Raw genomic sequence first — 15603 nt, forward strand, 5'->3', positions numbered from 1 at the left:
GATGGATCAAAGGGCGACCGAAAGATCGGTCAGCCACGGGGGAAGCGTGTCGAGCAGCCAGGCCTCGACCGGGTGGTTGAGGCCGAACCAGAGGAAGAGGCCGACGGCGAGGAAGGCTGCGCCGAGGATCGGCTTGGCCTTGGGGGCGAGGCGGGCCAGAAGCGCCTTGCGCGCCTGAAGCTGGGATTTCGCGCCATAGGCCAGCGCAAGGATGAGGGTCGAGACGCCGGCGGCGAAGGCGATCATCACCAGCGTTGCGCCCAGAAGATCGGTGCGTTGGGCCGCGAGCGAGATGGCCGCGCCGAGCGTGGGGCCGATACAGGGGCTCCAGACCGCGCCGAGGAGAAGGCCGCCAAGGATTTGACCTTTGGGTGAGGCCGCCCAATCGGTGCGGATGGACTGATCGGCGCGGGCGGCGAGGCCAGCCGTGGCTGTTGCGAAACCGGCTGACAGGCTGGGAACCAGCATGAACAGGCCGAAGACAGCCATCAAAAGCGCCGCCCCCTGCGCCGCGCGTTCGGGTGACAGGCCAAGGCTGGACCCCGCGGCGGAGAGACCGACACCCAGCACGACGAAAGACAGGCTCATGCCAAGGGCAAGGCGCAGCGGCGCACGCCGGTCTGCTGACAAGGCCGAGGCCAGCACGATGGGCAGCACCGGAAGGACGCAAGGATTGATCAGCGTGAGCAGACCAGCGCCATAGGCAAGAAGAAGTTGCAGCATCAGGGTGGTGCTTTCGATGGGGGCGGGGACAGGGCGCGTCCCACCCCCGTGTTATCCTGTCCATACGCGCGCGCGGGCCCTGCGTTTCTTGCGGTCACGCAACGGTGATCGCCGGGCTGTGCAGGACCGTTTCGTCCGCCAAGGCCCGAAAATTTTTGCAGAAAATTTTCGGGCGGCAGGGCGGAAAATTTTTCATGCAAAATTTTCCGCCGGAGAGTTCCAAGAATTTTCGGGAAAATTCTTGGAACTGGTCTTTGGTTCTTTGTGCCAGATGCGACAAAGGTGCATCGCGGATGCTGGATTGATGCATGTCAATGTGCGCGAGCCCCCGGTGCAGGATACCGGGGGCAACAGAATCCCGGGAGAATACCGTGAGCAGCCCAGATGTCGAACCGCCAAGCCTTTATGCCGCGCGCGAGCCGATCTTTCCGCGCCGGGTGAAGGGGGCGTTCCGGTCCATGAAATGGTGGATCATGGCGGTGACGTTGGGGATTTATTACCTGACGCCGTGGATCCGCTGGGACCGGGGGCCGAACTTGCCGGATCAGGCGGTACTGATCGACATGGCGAACCGGCGGTTCTTTTTCTTCATGATCGAGATATGGCCGCATGAATTCTATTTCGTGGCCGGGCTCTTGATCATGGCGGGGCTGGGCCTGTTTCTGTTCACCAGCGCGGCGGGGCGGGTCTGGTGCGGCTATGCCTGCCCGCAGACGGTGTGGACCGACCTCTATATCCTTGTCGAACGCTGGGTAGAGGGGGATCGCAACGCGCGCATCCGCCTGCATCGGCAGGGCTGGGATGGCGAGAAGATCCGCAAACGTGCGGTGAAATGGTCGATCTGGTTGCTGATCGGGTTGGCCACAGGCGGGGCGTGGATCTTCTACTTTACCGATGCGCCGACGCTGGCCGTCGATCTGGTGCAGGGGACGGCCCATCCGGTTGCCTATCTGACCATGCTGATCCTGACGCTGACGACTTTTGCCTTTGGCGGGTTCGCGCGGGAACAGATCTGTATCTACGCCTGCCCTTGGCCGCGGATTCAGGCGGCGATGATGGATGAGGATACGCTGACCATCGCCTATCGCGAATGGCGCGGCGAGCCGCGTGGCAAGCTGCATAAGAGTGAAGTGCCCGAGGGGCAGGGTGACTGCATCGATTGCATGGCCTGTGTGAATGTCTGCCCGATGGGAATTGATATCCGCAACGGGCAGCAACTGGCCTGCATCACCTGCGGGCTGTGCATCGATGCCTGCAACGACACGATGGACAAGATCGGCAAGCCGCGCGACCTGATCGGGTATATGGCGCTGACCGATGAGGTGCGGGAAAAGGCGGGGCAGACGCCGAAATCGGTGTGGAGCCATGTGTTCCGGCTGCGGACGGTGCTTTACACCGTGCTTTGGGCCGGGGTCGGCGTGGGGTTGGTGGTGGCCTTGTTCATGCGGTCAGAGATCGATGTGAACGTGTCGCCGGTGCGGAACCCGACCTATGTGACGCTGTCGGATGGCACGATCCGCAACACCTATGACATGCGGTTGCGCAACAAGACTGGCGATGATGCGCTGTTCTCGGTTTCCGTCACATCGGAGGCGGGGTTGGTGCTGCGGTTGGAAGGCAGCGAGGATGCGTTGGTGCGGGTGCCCGCGAATGAGACCTTACAGCAGCGTGTCTATATCGAGGCCGCTCCGGGATCGCCGGCGGCGGTGACAGATCGGACCGACCTGCGCCTGTGGATCGCCGACACGCGGGGGACGGCGCGGGTCAATCATGATACCGTGTTCAACGGCAGGGGGCAGTGACATGGCGGAACTGAAGGGCAGGCATGTGCTGGCAATCGCGGTGGGCGCTTTTGGCGTGATCATCGCGGTCAATCTGGTGATGGCCTATCAGGCCATCAGCACCTTTCCGGGGCTGGAAGTGGCCAATGGATATGTGGCGAGCCAGACCTTTGATGCCGAGCGCAAGGCACAAGAGGCGCTGGGCTGGACTGTGGCCACTGATTACACGGGCGGCAGGCTGACGCTGGATGTGACCGATGCCGAGGGCTTGCCTGCGGCGATGCGGTCGCTTGAGGTGCTGGTGGGCCGGGCAACCGAGACAAAGCAGGATGTGCGGCCGGAATTCGTGCGGGTGGCGGGGGTATGGTCTGCCGATGTGCCGCTGGCGCGGGGCAAGTGGATGCTGGTGGTCGAAGCCGAAGCGCAGGATGGCACGAAGTTCAAGCAGCGGCTGGAGCTGTTCGTGATGGATGAGGCGCAGGGGTAAGGCGATGACGGTTTCCGCGCCCCTTTCCGGCTCATTGACTGGTCCTTTGTCTGGCGCTTTGTCCGGCCCGGTGACTGAGCATGTGCAGGCTGCGGCCTGCCCGGCCTGCATTGCCGCACCCAGCGCGCAGAGCATTGCTGCCATGGCGGCCGAGATGCAGGGGGCACGGTTGATGCTGTCCCTTCCCACGGCGCATTGCGCGGCCTGTATGGTGACAGTGGAGCAAGCGCTGCAAGCCGTGCCGGGTGTGCGGAGCGCGCGGGTGAACCTGTCGCTTCGGCGGGTGAGCGTGGATGCAGGTGCCGAGGTGACAGCGGAGCCGCTGATCGCCGCGCTGAAGGGTGTGGGGTATGAGGCGCATGAGCTGGACCCCGGTTTGCTCAGCACGACCGAGACGGACCGGCAGGGGCGCGATCTGTTGATGCGGCTGGGGGTGGCGGGGTTCAGCATGATGAATGTCATGCTGCTGTCTGTTGCCGTCTGGTCGGGCGCGGGGGATGCGACGCGGGATCTGTTCCACTGGATTTCCGCCGCGATTGCGCTGCCCACGGTGGTGTTTGCGGGGCAGCCGTTCTTCAAATCGGCCTGGGCCAGTTTGCGGGTGGGGCGGCTGGGAATGGATGTCCCGATCAGCCTTGCGCTGATCCTGGCATCCGGGATTTCGTTGTTCGAGACGTGGCATTCGGGCCATCACGCCTATTTCGACGCGGCGGTGATGTTGTCGTTCTTCCTGCTGGCGGGGCGCTATCTGGACCATCGCACGCGGGCAGTGGCGCGGTCTGCGGCAGAGGAGTTGGCGGCGCTGGAAGTGCCGCGCGCAACCGTGCTGCGCGACGGGGCCGAGGTGGTGCTGCCGATTGCCGAGGTGGCGGTGGGCGATCTGGTGCGGGTGCGGCCGGGCGGACGGATGCCGGTAGATGGCGTGGTGTTGGAGGGCCAGTCGGAACTGGACCGGTCGTTGTTGACGGGGGAAAGCCTGCCGGTCTTTGCCGGGGAGGGCGTGGTGGTGTCGGCGGGTGAGGTGAACCTGACCGGGCCGCTGGTGGTGCGCGTCACAGCGGCGGGGCGGGCGTCGAGCTTGCACCGGATGGCCGATCTGGTGGCGATCGCGGAGAGTGCGAAGACGCGGTATACATCATTGGCGGAACGGGCGGCGCGGCTGTATTCGCCGCTGGTGCATATCCTGTCGTTCAGCGCCTTTGGCTTCTGGATGTGGAAAACCGGGGGCGATCTGCGCTTTGCGGTGAATATCTCTGCCGCCGTGCTGATCATCACCTGCCCCTGTGCCTTGGGCCTTGCCGTGCCTGCGGTGGTGACGGCGGCGTCGGGCCGTCTTTTTCGCAAAGGATTGCTGATCAAGCATGGCACCGCGCTGGAGCGGCTGGCCGAGGTGGATACGGTGGTCTTCGACAAGACCGGGACGCTGACCATGGGCGCGCCGGAGGTGACGAATTTGGGCGAGCACCCGGTGACCGCGGTAGAGGTGGCGGCAGCGCTGGCGGCGGCTTCGTCGCATCCGCTGGCCTTGGCCTTGGTGGCCGGGGCGCGGGCGGCGGGTATTCACCCGGCACGGGTGGAGGAGTTGCGCGAGGTTCCGGGTTATGGGGTTGAGGGCGTCTGTAAAGGCCGCAAGGTGCGGCTGGGCCGGGCGGAATGGTGCGGGAGCGATCCGCTGGACGTGACGGCCACCTATCTGTGCACCGGAGAGGGCGCGGCGCGGGCCTTTACCTTTGCCGACAGCCTGCGCCCCGGCGCGGCAGAAGCAGTGGCATCGCTGCGGGCGCAGGGGCTGCGCGTGATGCTGGTATCGGGCGATGTGGCGGGTGCGGTGGGCGAACTGGCCGGACGATTGGGGATTGCCGATTGGACCGCGGGCGCGCTGCCCGCCGAGAAGGCCGCGACGGTGGCGCGGCTGACGGCTGAGGGGCGGCGGGTGCTGATGGTGGGCGACGGGCTGAACGACACGGCGGCGCTGGCAGCGGCGCATGTGTCGGTATCGCCCGCAAGCGCGCTGGATGCGGCGCGGGTGGCATCGGATATCGTGCTGCTTGGGCAGGATATGGCACCTATCGGCGATGCGCTGCGGATCAGCCGTCAGGCCTCGCGCCGGATTGTCGAGAATTTCGGGATTTCGGCGGCTTATAACGTGATTGCGGTGCCGCTGGCTTTGGTCGGAATGGCAACGCCGTTGGCGGCGGCGGCGGCGATGTCGCTGTCGTCGATCACCGTTTCGCTGAATGCGCTGCGGTTGAAGTGAAGGATAGGAAATGTCGATCCTGAGCCTGTTGATCCCGATGTCGCTGTTTCTGGGCGGGCTTGGGCTGGTGGCGTTCTTCTGGGCCATGAAGAACAAGCAGTATGACGACCCGGAAGGGGATGCGAACCGCATCCTGACCAAGGAATGGGACGATCATCCCAAGCCGTGACCTGCGCCCGAAGGCGCAGGCAAAAATCTTTCAAGATTATTGATAACGGGACGGTGGCCGTTACGGCCCCATCGTGAAGCATTGGATCGCGCGGGCCTGAAGGCGGCGGCAGGCGAGATCGGCCTGATCCTGCGTCAGCCCGACGAAGGTGGCGTCAAACCCGCCACTGCGCGGCATCACCTTGCGCAGCGATCCGTTCAGCGTGGCGCTTTCCACCAGCTGCGTGCGGAGCAGGGCGCGTTCGGCATCATAGCTTGATCCGAAGCGGCCAACATTCACGCCCCAATGCCTGTCACCCGAGGTGGAGATGGACAAGATCACCTCCGGCTCTGCCGGGAGGTCGGTGGTGGCGGGGGCGCTGACATCATCAAAGATCGGGGCGTTGCGCTTTTGCGGGCGGGGCGAGACGGCCACGCCTGCGGCGGAAACGACCTGGAAGGGGATGATTTCGGGTTCCGGTTCTGTCGGGGTGGCTGCGGCCATCGCCTCTGATGTGGCGGTGCCTTCGGGCGTGCTTGGGGCAAGCGCGGCGGCGAGGGCATCGGCATCCGGCAGCGCATCGGTGGCGCTGGTGCCGGCAGAGGCGAGTTCGACATCATCCACCGCAAGGGCGGCGGCGGGTGCGGCTGCCTGTGCCAGATCGGCGGCCTGTGCCTCAAGACTGTCTTCGGGGGCAAGGGCGGCGGCGAGCGCGCCTTCGATGCCTGATTGCATGGCATCCACTGCCTCGGCCGTGGCGACCACGGTTTCGGGGGGTGCGCTCGCCGCGCCGGGCCGGGCCTGCGGGCGCAGAGATGTGGTGATCTGCATGGAGGCGCGGACGGTTTTGCCCGCGCCATCGGCGGTGACGGGAAGATCGGTATCGGCGACGAGCATTTCCTCGCCGCCCTGATAGCTGGGCGCGTCGGGCGGGTTGACGGGCGCGTTGCGCGGCGCCTTGCCGAAGCCGAGGTCGAGCAGTTTCATCATCTTGGCGTTGCGGTCGGCGGTCGATTTGCCGCCGAAGATCGTGGCGATCAGACGCTTGCCGCCGCGATCTGCCGAGGCGGTCAGGTTGAAGCCCGCAGCGACGGTATAGCCTGTCTTGATCCCATCCGCGCCTTCATAGGCATCAAGGAAGCGGCGGTTGGTGTTGTTCACCGTGGCCAGCCCCGCATCAACCGAGCGGCGCGAGAACAGGTTATAATACTGCGGGAAATCATAGAACAGGTGGCGGCCAAGGATCGTCATGTCCCGGGCGGAGGATAGGTGACCCTGCGCGGTAAGGCCGTTGGCGTTCTTGAAGGTGGTGTTGGTCATCCCCAGCGCCTTGGCGGTGCGGGTCATGCGGCGGGCGAAATCGGGTTCATTGCCGCTGATCGCCTCGCCAATGGCGGTGGCGGCGTCATTGGCAGATTTGATGGCAGCGGCGCGGATCAGGTTGCGCAGCGAAATCTTTTGCCCGGACCGCAGGCCAAGCCGCGATGGGGGCTGCGCGGCGGCGTGCTTTGAGATGGTGACCATCGTATCGAGCGAGATATTGCCGCGCTGAATTTCCTCGAACGCGATGTAGAGCGTCATCATCTTGGTGAGCGAGGCGGGGTGCAGGCGGGTGTCGGCGTTTTCGGAATACAGGACCTCGCCGGTGCGGGCGTCGATCACGATCGAGGCATAAGGGGCGGCGCGCAGCGGTGACGCGGCGAGAAGGGCCGTGATGGCCGCGAGTATCGAAAACGAAAGCAAGCGGGCGAAATGCCCAATGAGCGATGCCACGTCGCTGGTTCCTTGTTCCTGCCTCTGGATGCCCCGGTTTTTTGTGGGGCTTGTCTGCTAAGAGAAAGGTAGCACATGGGTTTCACGCGGAAAACCCCTGAATTTCAATGACTTTGACCGCAAAGCTTAGGTGTTGCAAAGCCGCCTAGGCGTGGTGTGGGCGCGCTAGGTGTGGTGTGTCAACCGAGGTTTGCCACAAGATCGGGGAGGAGGCCGAGGTGGTCCAGCGCGGCAAAGCGGGGGTGGTCGCTGGGTGGATCGGCCTGTTCCAGTGCCCAGGTCAGGCCATGGGGGACGTGGACACCGAAGCCGCCCGCCTCGATCACGGGGATGACATCGGATTTGAGCGAGTTGCCCACCATCAGCGCGCGGTCCGGGCCGTGGCCATGGCGGGTGAAGATCGTGGCATAGGCGGGGGCGGTCTTGTTCGACACGATTTCCACCCCGTAGAACAGATCGCCAAGGCCGGATTGGGCGAGTTTGCGTTCCTGATCCAAGAGGTCGCCTTTGGTGATGAGCAGGACGCGGTGGGTTTGTGCCATCGCCTCGACTGCCGCGCGGGCATGGGGAAGAAGTTCGATGGGATGTTCCAGCATCTCGCGCCCAGCGGCCATCAGATCGGCAATGACGGCGGCGGGGACGCGGCCTTCGGTCACCTCGATGGCGGTTTCGATCATCGACAGGGTGAAGCCTTTGACGCCAAAGCCGTAATGGCCGATGTTGCGGCGTTCGGCGGCGAGCAGGCGGTCATGCAGGTGGTCGGGATCGGCATAGTCGGCCAGCAGGGCGGTGAAACGGTCCTGGGTCAGGCGGAAGAAGGATTCGTTCTGCCAAAGCGTATCGTCGGCATCAAAGCCGATGGTGGTGATGCGGCGGTCGGCTGGCATGGCGTGGGTTCCCTGTTCGTCGCTTTGTGATGCCCTGAGGCCGCGCCCGGCGCAAGCCTGAGGCCGCAGGGCAGAAGGCCCCCTTTTCGCCGCGCGGGAATGGATTATATTCCAACCACCAAAGAACTTTGCGAATCCCCTGTCTGACCGGAGTACCCGCCAGTGAACCTGAGCCCCATCATCCTGTCTGGAACCCCTGAGGGGCCGGGGAATGACGCAGGTCTGCTGACCAAGACCAAGTCGAAGACGCAGCGCCCGCCGCTGTACAAGGTGATGCTTCTGAATGATGATTACACGCCGATGGAATTCGTCGTGCATGTGCTGGAGCGGTTCTTTGGACTGAGCCATGCGCAAGCCTTTGACATCATGCTGACGGTCCACAAGAAGGGGCTGGCAGTGGTGGGTGTGTTTTCGTTCGAAGTGGCCGAGACGAAGGTGGCGCAGGTGATGGATTTCGCGCGCCGCCATCAGCACCCGCTGCAATGCACGATGGAGAAGGAGTGACGGGTCACACCGTTGCGCATGGCGATCTTTGACGCAAATTCCGGTGAAACCGCCCTTGGGGCGGTTTTTCGTTTCCTGCGTCAGATTTCGCCTTGGGTTGGCTTGCGCGCCTTTGCCGCCTATGGTGCGCGGTGCTTTTCGAGAGGATGAATGATGCGATCTGCCCGATTGACCATGGCGCTGGAAGGCGGGCTGTTCGTGGTGCCTGCCGAGGGCAAGGTGGCGGTGATCCGGCCCCGGATCGGGGATGATCTGGCCGATCTGCCCAAGGACCGGGTGGAAGTGATCACCGGGTTCCGCCCGGATTTCGATTGGTTTGCGGCGCGGGGCAATGCGGCGCTGCGCGACGCGGCGGGGCCTTATGCGGCGGCGGTGGTCTGCCTGCCGCGCGCCAAGGCGCAGGCGCGCGCGCTGGTGGCGCAGGCGGCGGCGATGGTGGTGCCGGGCGGGCCTGTGGCGGTGGACGGGCAAAAGACCGATGGCATCGATGCGCTGCTGAAGGAATTGCGCGGGCGGGTGGGCCTGTCCGAGGCCCTGTCCAAGGCGCATGGCAAGCTGGCCGTGTTCCCTGCTGGGCCGGGGCTGGAAGATTGGGCGGATGTGGCGGTGGACGTCGCCGGGTTCCGCACGGTGGCCGGGGTGTTTTCCGCCGATGGGATTGACCTGGGGTCGGCCTTGCTGGCCGCTGCCCTGCCGGGTGAGATGAAGGGGCGCGTCGCTGATCTGGGGGCGGGCTGGGGCTTTTTGGCGCAGGCGGTGCTGGCGCTCGCGGGCGTGAAGGAATGCCATCTGGTCGAGGCCGAGGCAGATGCGTTGGATTGCGCGCGGGCCAATGTGACCGATGAGCGGGCGGTGTTCCATTGGGCCGATGCGACCACGGTGAAACTGCCGCGCGTGATGGATCATGTGGTGATGAACCCGCCCTTCCATCAGGGACGGGATGCCGATCCGGGGCTGGGGATCGCCTTTATCGGCGCGGCGGCGCGCATGCTTTCGCCGCCGGGGGTGCTGTGGCTGGTTGCAAACCGGCACCTGCCCTATGATCGCGCGCTGACGGCCCTGTTCCGCGAGGTGCAGGATATTGGCGGCGACGCGGCCTTTCGGGTAATACGGGCCTCGCACCCGCTGCGGGCGCGGTAAACAGGGAATCCCATGAGCTTTTCCATTTCGGGCAAGACGGCCATCGTCACGGGGGCGGCCAACGGGATCGGGCTGGCCATCGCGCGGCACTTTCTGGACAAGGGGGCGAATGTGATGTTCGCCGACATGGATGAGGTGCGGCTGGATGATGAGGTGGGCGAAGATGCGCGGGCGGAAGGGCAGGTGCGCATGTTCGCAGGCGATCTGCGCCAGAAGCTGACCATGGCGAACCTGCTGTCGGCCACCGTGGATGCCTTTGACCGGATCGACATTCTGGTGAATGCCAGCCGCCAATGCGCATTGTCCGATGAGCTGGACCCGGAAAAGGACGCGGTGGAGGATCTGCTGGAGCAGAACCTGCTGACCAGCCTGCGGCTGAGCCAGATGGCAGCGAAGCGGATGATCCAGAAGGCGGAAAAGACCGGGGTTGAGGGGATGATCGGGTCGATCATCAATCTGTCATCGCTGGCGGCGGTGCGGACGCAGCCGCAGCTTTTGGGCTATTCGATCAGTTCGGCGGCGGTGGAGCAGATGACGCGGTCGCTGGCGGTGGCGCTGGCGCCGAAGGGGATTCGCGTGAACGCAGTGTCCTTTGCATCGGTGATGAGCGCGTCTTTGCAGGGTGAGCTGCGCGAACACCCGGATTGGCGCGATCTGATCGAGGCTGGTACGCCGCTGGGCCGGATCGCCAGCGCCGATGAGGTGGCAGAGGCGGCGCATTTTCTGGCATCCGACGCGTCTGGCTTCATGACCGGGCAGGTGCTGACGCTGGATGGCGGGCGCGGCCTGTTGGATGCGGTGGCCGCGCCGACGTTTTGATCATTCGGGATATTGCGCCTTGCATTGGGCGATGACGGGCTGCGCGGCGCGGGCCAGTTCATCGCGGCGTTGCAACAGGCTTTCCAGCTTGGCCCGTTCGGCGTTTAGGTCGATGGCCTTTGGACGGGTCTTCGTCTGCGGTTCTTCTTCAAAGCAATAGCGCGGCGGCGGGGCGGGCTGGGCCGGATCGGTGGAGGGCTGAACCTCGCAGATTTGCCAGACGGGAACCCAGACGGTGTATTCCTCGATCGCGTAGCCACGGGCGAGGTTGGCTTGGGTTTCATCGACAAGGCTTTGCATCGTGCGCAGATCGCGGGTGTTGCGGTTGATGCATTGTTCCTGCGGGGTGCCGCAGGCGATAAGGATCAGAAGGGCAGGCAGAAGACGGCGGCTCATGGCGATGTCCTTTGGTTTGCGGGCATTTTACGCGCTTGGGCGGATGGTGCCAAATGCCATGTTGGCGCGCGGGGTTTTCCAGTGCTAGGCATGGCGGTGTAAACTTGGAGAGACACCGATGACCGACCCGTTTGATGCCCGTAAAGCCCGTGCCGCCGCATGGTTCCGCGAATTGCGGGATCAGATCGTGGCAGCGTTCGAGGGGCTGGAGGACCGATATGGGACGGGCGAACCGGGGCGGTTCGAGGTGACGCCCACGACGCGGGCTGATGGCGGCGGCGGGTTGATGAGCGTGATGCGCGGCGGGCGTGTGTTCGAGAAGGTGGGCGTGAACGTGTCCGAGGTGCATGGCACCCTGGGCGAGCGGGCGCAGAAGGCGATGGCCGCGCGTGGCGTGCCGGGAATGGATACGGACCCGCGGTTCTGGGCATCCGGTATTTCGCTGGTGGCGCATATGGTGAACCCCCATGCGCCTGCGGTGCATATGAACACGCGGATGTTCTGGACGCCGCATGCGGCGTGGTTCGGGGGCGGGTCTGACCTGAACCCGGCCATCGAATACGCCGAGGATACCGCGCATTTCCACGGCCAGATGCAGGCGGCCTGCGATCTGCATGACGCTGGCTATTACCCGAAGTTCAAGGCCTGGGCGGATGAGTATTTCTTTGTGCCCCATCGCGGGCGGGCGCGGGGTGTGGGCGGGATTTTCTATGATGACCTGCATACCGGCGACTGGGAGGCGGATTTCGCCTTTACGCGAGAGGTGGGGCGGCATTTCCTGCCCGCTTTCGTGCCGGTGACCGAGCGGCGGGTTGATACGCCGTTCACCGACGCGGATCGGGAAACCCAGCTGATCCATCGCGGCCTTTATGCGGAATACAACCTTGTCTATGACCGTGGCACCAAGTTCGGGTTGGAAACGGGGCATGATGCCAATGCCGTGCTGATGAGCCTGCCGCCGATCGCGAAATGGACGTGACCTGCCCGCGCGGGCCGGTGGCAGGATGACAAGGGAGCAGGGCGTGGCGGATATCGAGATACGGGCGCGGGCCTTCTGGACGGATGTCGAGGGGGCGGAGCACGCCGTCGGTTTTGCGGCGAGCGAAGACCCGGAAGATGGCTATGTGATCTTTGAAGGCCGACCGGGGGACCGGAAGGGGCTGTATCTGGAGGTGTCGGACGACATCTTTGCCGCGAAAGATGCCGTGGAGACAGTGGTTTTCGGCGATGAGGGATTCACGCTGACGATCCGGCCGGGCATGGTGGCCAAGCTGGGCATGGTGAGCGAGGTCGCTGTCATTGTGCGGGCGGATGACGCCGATGGTCAGGCGGCGCTGGCGGTGCTGAAGGGGCTGTTGGGCTGAGCCTGTTGACCTGATCCCCGGCCTGCAAGGCCTAGCCCTGCTGCCAGAGCAGGGCGGCGACGCCGGACAGGATGACAGCCATCCCAAGCAGTTGCCGCGGGGTGGTTTTTTGCCGGAAGTGGACCCATGAGACGAGTTGGGCCATCGGCACCTCGATCAGGGCCAGGGTGCGGACATTGGCGGCGCTGGTGAGGGAAAAGCCGGTGAACCAGCAGGCCGAGGCGAAAGCGCCAAGGAAGCCCGCGGCAAGGGATGAGCGCCAGACGCGGAAGGAACCGGCCAGCGCAGTGCGGTCGAAGAGCAGCATCCAGATCAGAAGCGTGGCTGTCTGGATGGTGAGGGCCAGTGTGAGCGTGGTCAGCGCGCGGGTGAGGAAGCTGCCATCGGGCAGGGCGGTGATGCCGCCACGAAAACCAATGGCGGCAAGGCCGTAGCCGAGGCCCGCCAGCAGGCCGAGGGCGGCAGGGCGGGCGTGAAAGAAGTGCCCCAAGGTGGGGCCGGGCTTGACCGACAGGATCAGAACACCCGCCACGGCGATGGCGATGGCGGCAAAGGTGCCGGGGGTGAGGTGATCGCCGAGCAGGGCCGTGCCGAGCAGTGCCACGAGGACGGGCTCGGTTTTCAGCCATGCGGTGGCGACACCGAAGGATTGATCCCGCATCAGCAAAAGCATGAGTGCCGTGCCTGCGATCTGCGCCCAAGCGCCAAGCGCCGTCCACCCAAGGGTGGCGGGACCGGGCAGGGGGATCGGGTCGCCAGACCATAAGGCGTGGAAAAGCAGGAACAGCGCGGCGAAAGGCAGGCCAAACAGGAAGCGGACTTGTGTTGCGCCGACTGTTCCAAGCGCCGTGGTCAGCCCCGCCTGTGTGGCATTGCGCCCGGTCTGGGCTATGGCCCCCATCACGGCGGCCCAGACCCAGAGCGGAAGCGTCATGTCAGGCCCCGCGGACCGTGTCGATCATCAGTTGCACATTGTCGGGGTTGGCGTCGGGTGTGATGCCATGGCCCAGGTTGAAAATATGCGGCCCCTTGCGGAAGGCATCCACCACACGGCGGGTTTCACGGACCAGCGCCTCACCCCCGGTGACCATGTGTTCCGGGGCAAGGTTGCCCTGCACGCAACCGCCCGGTTGCACATGTTCCGCGCCCCATTCGGGGGTGATGGAATTGTCGAGCGCCACGCAATCGGCCCCGGTCTTGGCGGCAAAGCCGATATAGCCATCGCCCGCCTCGCGCGGGAAGGCGATGATGGGCAGGCCGGGGTGGCGGTCCTTGAGGGCAGAGATGATCCGTTCCGCCGGTTTGACGGCGAAATCTTCGAAATCCTGACCCTTGAGCGAGCCTGCCCAGGAATCAAAGAGCTTTACCACCTCGGCCCCGGCATTCACCTGGGCAGAGAGGTATTCGACGGTGGAATCGGTGATGCGGTCGATGAGGGCCTGAAAGGTGGCGCGGTCGTTGTTTTTCAGGGCATGGGCGGCGGCCTGATCCTTCGATCCTTGGCCGGCGATCATGTAGGTGGCAACGGTCCACGGGGCGCCGGCAAAGCCGATCAGCGTGGTCTCGGTGGGCAGTTCGCGGGCGAGGATGCGGACGGTTTCGTAGATGGGTGACAGCGTGTCATGGATGGCATCGGTCGGCTTGAGCGCCTTGACCTGATCCATCGTGGTGGTGGTTTCCATCCGCGGGCCTTCGCCGGTTTCGAACCAGAGCTTTGGGCCAAGGGCTTGGGGTAGAAGAAGAATATCGGCAAACAGAATTGCGGCGTCGAACCCGTAGCGGCGGATCGGTTGCAGCGTGACCTCGGCCGCGAGTTCGGGGTTGTAGCAGAGTTTCAGGAAATCACCCGCCTGCGCACGGGTGGCGCGGTACTCGGGCAGGTAGCGGCCTGCCTGACGCATCATCCAGATCGGCGGGGTGGGCAGGGTTTCCCCGGCGAGGGCGCGCAGGATCGTCTTGGCGGGTTTGGTCATGGGCGGACTTTCGGGCTGATGTCGCCATTGGAGCGATGGGCGATGGATTGCAGGGAGGACATGGCAAAGCGCCATGCGCCCAGATGCCAGAGGGAAGAGATCAGGATCACCGCTGCCGCCCAAAGCGCGCCCTGCACCCACCAGGTGATGGCGGCGACGGGAATCGTTGCGCTGGCCGAGACGATGAAGGCCACGAGAATGGTGAGGCCGTTCGCGCCGTTGATCCCGCCAATGATCGCGCTGCGTTCCATCCAGAACGCGAGAGAGAGCAGCGCAGCAGAGGCGATCAGGGCGAAGAACAGGAACAGCGTCATGCTGTCATGGGTCGGCTGGCGGCGCGGGCTTGTCAAGAGTTGTCAGGCAAAGATGACAGTTGTATGCCTTGGGGCATGATGTATCCGCTTCCCTCCCCCGCCCAACCGCTGAAGATCGGCACCCGTGGTTCCCCCCTTGCGCTGTGGCAGGCGCATGAGGTGCGGCGTTGTCTGGGGGAGGCGTTCGGCCTGCCGGATGAGGCGTTCGAGATCGTGGTCATCAAGGTGACGGGCGATCAGATCCTAGACAAGCCGCTGAAAGAGATCGGTGGCAAGGGGTTGTTCACACGCGAGATCGAGGAGGCGCTGATCGAAGGGACCATAGATATAGCGGTTCATTCGATGAAGGACATGCCGACGGCGCAGCCTGAGGGGCTGGTGCTGGATTGCTATCTGCCGCGCGAGGATGTGCGGGATGGGTTCGTTTCACCCGGCGTGGCGTCGCTGGCCGATCTGCCGCAGGGGGCGGTGGTGGGGTCGTCATCGTTGCGGCGGCGGGCGCAGCTGGCGTTGCGGCGGCCGGATCTAAAGCTGGTGGAGTTCCGCGGCAATGTGCAGACGCGGATGCGCAAGCTGGAGGAAGGGGTGGCGGTGGCCACCTTCCTTGCCATGGCGGGGCTGAACCGGCTGGGCATGGCGCATGTGGCGCGGGCGGCGATTGCGCCCGAGGAAATGCTGCCAGCGGTGGCGCAGGGCGCGATCGGTATCGAAAGACGGGTTGCGGATCAACGGGTTGAGTGGCTGCTTTCCGCCATTCACCACAAGGAAACCGGGCTGCGGCTGGCCGCCGAGCGCGGGATGCTGGCGCGGCTGGACGGGTCTTGCGAGACGCCGATTGCCGGGTTGGCGATGCTGGACGGGGATGCGCTTTGGCTGCGGGGCGAGATCCTGCGGCCCGATGGCAGCGAGTCGATCACCGGAGAGCGGCGGGGTGGCGTGGCCGATGCGGCGGCGCTGGGGCGCGATCTGGCGGAGGAATTGCTGGGGCGGGCGCCGGCGGGGTTCTTTAGCTGGCGTTAAGCCCCTGATACGGCGCG

At 64.8% G+C, this 15603-nt stretch carries 18 protein-coding genes; 10 read left to right on the forward strand and 8 right to left on the reverse strand.

Annotated features, from left to right (window positions below; all coding sequences use genetic code 11):
* Positions 1-6: 6 nt before the first annotated feature.
* Both RSE12_03540 and RSE12_03545 read right to left on the reverse strand, forming a co-directional pair.
* The gene (locus RSE12_03540) at positions 7-723 is read right to left on the reverse strand and encodes a cytochrome c biogenesis protein CcdA (GenBank protein WRH63420.1); all 717 of its coding nucleotides are present in this window, start codon (positions 721-723) and stop codon (positions 7-9) included.
* A gap of 94 nt (positions 724-817) precedes the next feature.
* A complete protein-coding gene (locus RSE12_03545; protein WRH63421.1) occupies positions 818-1033 on the reverse strand; it encodes a hypothetical protein in 216 nt (71 codons plus the stop codon).
* A gap of 61 nt (positions 1034-1094) precedes the next feature.
* Between RSE12_03545 and ccoG the strand changes: the two genes are divergently transcribed.
* From ccoG to ccoS, 4 genes are read left to right on the forward strand one after another with little or no spacing between them, the layout of a single operon-like run.
* Complete coding sequence (ccoG, locus tag RSE12_03550) at positions 1095-2525, forward strand: cytochrome c oxidase accessory protein CcoG (GenBank protein ID WRH63422.1); 1431 nt, start codon at positions 1095-1097, stop codon at positions 2523-2525.
* A gap of 1 nt (position 2526) precedes the next feature.
* The gene (locus RSE12_03555; protein WRH63423.1) at positions 2527-2991 is read left to right on the forward strand and encodes a FixH family protein; all 465 of its coding nucleotides are present in this window, start codon (positions 2527-2529) and stop codon (positions 2989-2991) included.
* Positions 2992-2995: 4 nt separating this feature from the next.
* Entirely contained in the window at positions 2996-5248 is a 2253-nt protein-coding gene (locus tag RSE12_03560; GenBank protein ID WRH63424.1) for a heavy metal translocating P-type ATPase, read from the forward strand.
* Positions 5249-5258: 10 nt separating this feature from the next.
* Entirely contained in the window at positions 5259-5417 is a 159-nt protein-coding gene (gene ccoS, locus RSE12_03565; protein ID WRH63425.1) for a cbb3-type cytochrome oxidase assembly protein CcoS, read from the forward strand.
* A gap of 60 nt (positions 5418-5477) precedes the next feature.
* On the opposite strand, the gene RSE12_03570 is transcribed toward ccoS, so the two are convergent.
* A complete protein-coding gene (locus RSE12_03570) occupies positions 5478-7139 on the reverse strand; it encodes a D-alanyl-D-alanine carboxypeptidase family protein (GenBank protein WRH64729.1) in 1662 nt (553 codons plus the stop codon).
* 209 nt (positions 7140-7348) lie between these two features.
* The gene (locus RSE12_03575) at positions 7349-8056 is read right to left on the reverse strand and encodes an HAD family hydrolase (protein ID WRH63426.1); all 708 of its coding nucleotides are present in this window, start codon (positions 8054-8056) and stop codon (positions 7349-7351) included.
* A 162-nt stretch (positions 8057-8218) separates the two neighbouring features.
* Between RSE12_03575 and clpS the strand changes: the two genes are divergently transcribed.
* From clpS to RSE12_03590, 3 genes are all read left to right on the forward strand, one after another.
* Entirely contained in the window at positions 8219-8560 is a 342-nt protein-coding gene (clpS, locus tag RSE12_03580; protein ID WRH63427.1) for an ATP-dependent Clp protease adapter ClpS, read from the forward strand.
* Positions 8561-8713: 153 nt separating this feature from the next.
* A complete protein-coding gene (locus tag RSE12_03585) occupies positions 8714-9700 on the forward strand; it encodes a methyltransferase (GenBank protein ID WRH64730.1) in 987 nt (328 codons plus the stop codon).
* Positions 9701-9712: 12 nt separating this feature from the next.
* Positions 9713-10519, forward strand: coding sequence for an SDR family oxidoreductase (locus RSE12_03590; GenBank protein WRH63428.1), 807 nt, complete (start codon positions 9713-9715; stop codon positions 10517-10519).
* Here the strand turns inward: RSE12_03590 and RSE12_03595 are convergent, their stop codons facing one another.
* The gene (locus RSE12_03595) at positions 10520-10915 is read right to left on the reverse strand and encodes a hypothetical protein (GenBank protein ID WRH63429.1); all 396 of its coding nucleotides are present in this window, start codon (positions 10913-10915) and stop codon (positions 10520-10522) included.
* Positions 10916-11033: 118 nt separating this feature from the next.
* Between RSE12_03595 and hemF the strand changes: the two genes are divergently transcribed.
* Positions 11034-11894 carry an oxygen-dependent coproporphyrinogen oxidase gene (hemF, locus tag RSE12_03600; protein WRH63430.1) on the forward strand — a complete coding sequence of 287 codons (861 nt, stop codon included), beginning with the start codon at positions 11034-11036 and terminating at the stop codon, positions 11892-11894.
* 25 nt (positions 11895-11919) lie between these two features.
* Complete coding sequence (locus RSE12_03605; protein WRH63431.1) at positions 11920-12279, forward strand: hypothetical protein; 360 nt, start codon at positions 11920-11922, stop codon at positions 12277-12279.
* Positions 12280-12310: 31 nt separating this feature from the next.
* Here RSE12_03605 and RSE12_03610 read toward each other — a convergent pair whose 3' ends face one another.
* The 3 genes from RSE12_03610 to RSE12_03620 are packed head-to-tail and all read right to left on the reverse strand — an operon-like array spanning position 12311 to position 14602.
* Positions 12311-13213: a DMT family transporter gene (locus RSE12_03610; protein ID WRH63432.1), complete on the reverse strand. Its 903-nt coding sequence runs from the start codon at positions 13211-13213 to the stop codon at positions 12311-12313.
* Between the two features lies 1 nt (position 13214).
* A complete protein-coding gene (gene hemE, locus RSE12_03615) occupies positions 13215-14252 on the reverse strand; it encodes a uroporphyrinogen decarboxylase (GenBank protein ID WRH63433.1) in 1038 nt (345 codons plus the stop codon).
* Entirely contained in the window at positions 14249-14602 is a 354-nt protein-coding gene (locus RSE12_03620; protein ID WRH63434.1) for a hypothetical protein, read from the reverse strand. The genes hemE and RSE12_03620 overlap by 4 nt, the downstream gene beginning before the upstream one ends.
* 39 nt (positions 14603-14641) lie before the next feature.
* Between RSE12_03620 and hemC the strand changes: the two genes are divergently transcribed.
* The gene (gene hemC, locus RSE12_03625) at positions 14642-15586 is read left to right on the forward strand and encodes a hydroxymethylbilane synthase (GenBank protein WRH63435.1); all 945 of its coding nucleotides are present in this window, start codon (positions 14642-14644) and stop codon (positions 15584-15586) included.
* Positions 15587-15603 lie beyond the last annotated feature (17 nt).

Source organism: Fuscovulum sp., from assembly GCA_035192965.1.
Taxonomy (GTDB): Bacteria; Pseudomonadota; Alphaproteobacteria; order Rhodobacterales; family Rhodobacteraceae; genus Paragemmobacter.

Bases quoted from the DNA above. Each gene is read 5' to 3' on its own strand.
- RSE12_03595 (WRH63429.1), bottom strand. From the start codon at position 10,915: ATGAGCCGCCGTCTTCTGCCTGCCCTTCTGATCCTTATCGCCTGCGGC.
- RSE12_03545 (WRH63421.1), bottom strand. From the start codon at position 1,033: ATGCATCAATCCAGCATCCGCGATGCACCTTTGTCGCATCTGGCACAA.
- RSE12_03585 (WRH64730.1), top strand. From the start codon at position 8,714: ATGCGATCTGCCCGATTGACCATGGCGCTGGAAGGCGGGCTGTTCGTG.
- RSE12_03605 (WRH63431.1), top strand. From the start codon at position 11,920: ATGACAAGGGAGCAGGGCGTGGCGGATATCGAGATACGGGCGCGGGCC.
- RSE12_03610 (WRH63432.1), bottom strand. From the start codon at position 13,213: ATGACGCTTCCGCTCTGGGTCTGGGCCGCCGTGATGGGGGCCATAGCC.
- RSE12_03540 (WRH63420.1), bottom strand. From the start codon at position 723: ATGCTGCAACTTCTTCTTGCCTATGGCGCTGGTCTGCTCACGCTGATC.
- ccoS (WRH63425.1), top strand. From the start codon at position 5,259: ATGTCGATCCTGAGCCTGTTGATCCCGATGTCGCTGTTTCTGGGCGGG.
- RSE12_03590 (WRH63428.1), top strand. From the start codon at position 9,713: ATGAGCTTTTCCATTTCGGGCAAGACGGCCATCGTCACGGGGGCGGCC.
- RSE12_03575 (WRH63426.1), bottom strand. From the start codon at position 8,056: ATGCCAGCCGACCGCCGCATCACCACCATCGGCTTTGATGCCGACGAT.
- hemC (WRH63435.1), top strand. From the start codon at position 14,642: ATGATGTATCCGCTTCCCTCCCCCGCCCAACCGCTGAAGATCGGCACC.
- hemF (WRH63430.1), top strand. From the start codon at position 11,034: ATGACCGACCCGTTTGATGCCCGTAAAGCCCGTGCCGCCGCATGGTTC.
- RSE12_03560 (WRH63424.1), top strand. From the start codon at position 2,996: ATGACGGTTTCCGCGCCCCTTTCCGGCTCATTGACTGGTCCTTTGTCT.
- hemE (WRH63433.1), bottom strand. From the start codon at position 14,252: ATGACCAAACCCGCCAAGACGATCCTGCGCGCCCTCGCCGGGGAAACC.
- RSE12_03555 (WRH63423.1), top strand. From the start codon at position 2,527: ATGGCGGAACTGAAGGGCAGGCATGTGCTGGCAATCGCGGTGGGCGCT.